A 3,470-nucleotide genomic window follows, 5' to 3' on the forward strand; every position below is an offset into this window, starting at 1 on the left:
GCCCACGCCCCCGATGCCGCCCCGGGAGCCCTCCGTCCGGGAGCCCGGCTCGGCCGCCGACGCGGCCTCAGGGCCGGGGGAGCAGCCCCCGGTCGGCGCCCCCGTGGATGGCGGCGCTTGGAAGGGCGCGCCCCCGCGCGACGAGCGCCGGGACACGGGCGCTGGAGGAGCGGCGCCGGTGGACCCGGTGGACCTCGGGGGCCCGGGACGCGATGGGAGTATGTCGGCGTGGGAGGGTGCGGCTTCGCACGGCGGGGCCCGGGACTCGGGCGCCGGGCAGCAGCCGGGCGTCGGCGGCCGAGAGCAGGGGCCGGGCCGGGAGGTCGTATCCGGGCCCGGGCCCGGCGTGCCGCCGCGGCCCGGGCAGGCCCCCCGGCAGGGGCCGCCGCTCGCCGAGTGGCTGCGGCTGCCCCGGCCGGAGGCCATGCCCGGCATCTGGCGGTGCGACTACCGCCCGCGCGCCGCGCCGGATCCGGATCGGACCCCGGCACGGCAGCTGGTGAGCGGAGCGGTTGTGGCGTTCCTCATCGCCTGGTTGATCATGTCGCTGCTCTGGAACGGTTACCTGGGTGGTTACTGGTTGTGGCCAGTCAACGCCATGACTCCCGACGCTGCTGGTACTGGCATCCGCCGGGTGCTCGGGAACGCGTATGTCTTCCTCGTCTTCGCCGGTATCGTGCTCTTCTTCGGAAGACTCGGCCGCTGGCATGAGCTGCTGCGCCGTGCGCATAGGCGAATCGCTGGTCCTGCGACGCGTCGCAGCGTCATGGCGGGGCGGCAGCGTCGCCCCGCTCCGCCGCCCCCGCCGCACGCCGACCCCGTCGAGTGGCCCGAGCTGCGTGGGGCGGGGCTGGGGGAGGCCGCCGACCGGCTCGCGGAGGAGCTGCGCTCCGGGCGGATGACGGACGTCGACCACGCGCGCATCCAGCGGGCCTGGCAGTCCGTACGGGTGCGTCCGGACCGGCTCGCGGCGTTCGCGGACGGTGTCCGGGAGAGCGGCGCCGCCTGCTGCCCGCACCCCACCGGCGAGCGGGACCTGCCGACGCGTGCGGCGCGGCACGACCTCTCGCTGCGCCAGGTGCGGATCGGCACGGCGGCCGACGAGGAGCGCAATCCGTACGAGTACCGCGGTGTGGGCCTGGCGCTCGACCCGGCGCTGCTGGGCACCTCGGCGCTCGCCGTCGGCCCGCCCGGCGCGGGGAAGACCAGCAGGTTCGCCCGGCCCGTCGTCGAGGCGCTGTGCCTGCAGGCGCTCGCCGGTCAGGCGGCCGTCCTCGCGGTCAGCCCGGCGGGCCCCCGGCTCGCGCCGGACGGCTGCTTCGACGTCGTCATCCGCCTCGGCCACCCCGAGTCCCGGTACGACCTCGACCTGTACGGCGGCACCACCGACCCGGACGAGGCGGCCGGAATGCTCGCCGAGGCGCTGGTCGGCGATCTGACGGACGTCCTCCCGGGCGGCGACAGCCGTCGCGCCGCGACGCTGGTGGCCCAGCTCATCGGCCCGTTCGCGGCGGTGCACGGCCGCTTTCCGACGGTCCCCGAGCTGCGCGAGCTGCTGGACGGCGCGCCCGCGTTCGAGGCGCTGCGCACCGCGCTGCGGGAGCGGGAACACGCCGACCAGCTGCGCGAGCTGGACGCGTACGAACGCCAGTCCGGGCGTACGCGCGAGCTGCCCGCGCTGCTCGCGGACCGGATCGCGCTGCTGGACCGGCCCGCGTTCGCCGGGTTCTTCCAGCCGGAGGGGCGCGTGGCCCCCGACGGCACCCGGCACCGCCCGTTCTCGCCGCGCGCTCTGGAGCACCCGCTGCGGGTCCGTGTCGACCTGCCGGAGCGCGGGCACGCTGAGGCGTCCCGGATTCTCGCGCGGCTGGTGCTCGCGCAGTTCACGGAGTGCGCCCTCGCCCGCGGCGACCAGTCGCGCTTCGCCTGCCTGGTGCTGGACGACGCGGCGCAGACCGTCACCCCGCAGGCGCTGCGCGGGCTGCAGCGGCTGCGCTCCGGGCACGCGGGCGTGCTGCTCACGCTGCGCGCGCTGGACGACGTGCCGCAGGCGCAGCGCGGCCCGCTGCTGGGCGCCGTGGGCTGCCGGGTGGCGTGCGCGGGCATCACCCCGTGGGACGCCGAGCGCTTCGCCGAGGTGTGGGGCACCGAGTGGGTGGAGACCCGTACGGTCACCAACCGCCAGCTCGTCTCCGACGAGCCGCTCACCCGCGTGCTGCACGCCGTACGGCGGCTGGCCACCGGAAGATACGTCACGGCCGAGTCCGTGACCGTCCGCAGCGAGCAGCGGGAGCGCTGGTCCGCCTCGGACCTGGCGAACGAGCTGCAGCCCGGCCACGCCGTGCTGTCCCTGACCACCGTCCGGGGGGAGCGGACACCGCCGATCCTGACGCGGCTGGGGGAGTGACCTGGCGCGCGGCTCCATGACCGCATGTCCGCTCATGGGCGGACGCCTGTACGGTGAGGTGCGTTATGCCACCGACCATTGCCACGCTCGTCCAGCACTCCTCGCTGCGGCTGTCCGTCCTGGCCGGGCACGACCGGCTGGACGCCCCCGTGCGCTGGGCGCACGCCAGCGAGCTGGCCGATCCGACGCCGTACATGGACGGTGGCGAGCTGATCCTGTTCACCGCGCTCAAGCTCGACGCCGAGGACCCGGAGGCGATGCGCGGCTATGTGCGCCGGCTCGCCGAGAAGGGCGTCGTCGGGCTCGGCTTCGCGGCCGGGGTGAACTACGAGAAGGTGCCCGACGCGCTGGTCGACGCCTGCCGCCGGGCCGGTATGCCGCTGCTGGAGGTGCCCCGGCGCACCCCGTTCATCGCGATCAGCAAGGCCGTGTCGGCCGCCATCGCGCACGAGCAGTACCGCGCGGTGACGGCGGGCTTCGAGGCCCAGCGGGAGATGACCCGCGCCGCGCTCTCCCGGGAGGGCCCGGCCGCGCTGCTGGCGCCGCTGGCCTCCCAGGTGGACGGCTGGGCCGCGCTCTACGACGCCGCGGGCACCGTCGTCGCCACCGCGCCCGCCTGGGCGGTGCGGCGCGCGGCCCGCTTCGTCACCGACGTCGAACGGCTGCGCGACCGGCCGCCGCCGGCCAGCGCGGTGGTCAGCGAGTCGGACGGCGACGACCGCGTCGAGCTGCAGTCGGTGGGCAGCGGGCGGCGGGCCCGCGCCGTGCTCGCCGTCGGCACGGCGGCGCCGCTGGGCCCCGCCGAGCGGTACGCGGTGCACTCCGCCATCGCGCTGCTGACGCTGACGATGGAGCGCTCCCGCGCCCTCCAGGAGGCGGAGCAGCGACTGGGCGCCGCGGTGCTGCGGATGCTGCTCGCGGGCGAGGCGGACCACGCCCGCGCCGTCGCCGGGCAGCTCTACGGCGGGCTGCTGGACGCCCCGATGCGGGTGATCGTGGCCGAGCCCGCCTCGGCCGCGTCGCGGCGGGCCCCGGCGGGGGAGGCCCCGCGCGGGGGCCGGGC

2 protein-coding genes are annotated in these 3,470 nt (G+C 76.9%); both read left to right on the plus strand.

Annotated elements, in window-relative coordinates:
- The first annotated feature begins 220 nt into the window (after positions 1-220).
- A complete protein-coding gene (locus tag G5C65_RS33830; protein WP_420903389.1) occupies positions 221-2,407 on the plus strand; it encodes a type IV secretory system conjugative DNA transfer family protein in 2,187 nt (728 codons plus the stop codon).
- Between the two features lie 65 nt (positions 2,408-2,472).
- The coding region (locus G5C65_RS33835) for a PucR family transcriptional regulator ligand-binding domain-containing protein (RefSeq protein WP_206442576.1) at positions 2,473-3,470 on the plus strand (998 nt) is incomplete at its 3' end.

This window comes from Streptomyces boncukensis (assembly GCF_011045075.1).
GTDB classification, from domain to species: Bacteria; Actinomycetota; Actinomycetes; order Streptomycetales; family Streptomycetaceae; genus Streptomyces; species Streptomyces boncukensis.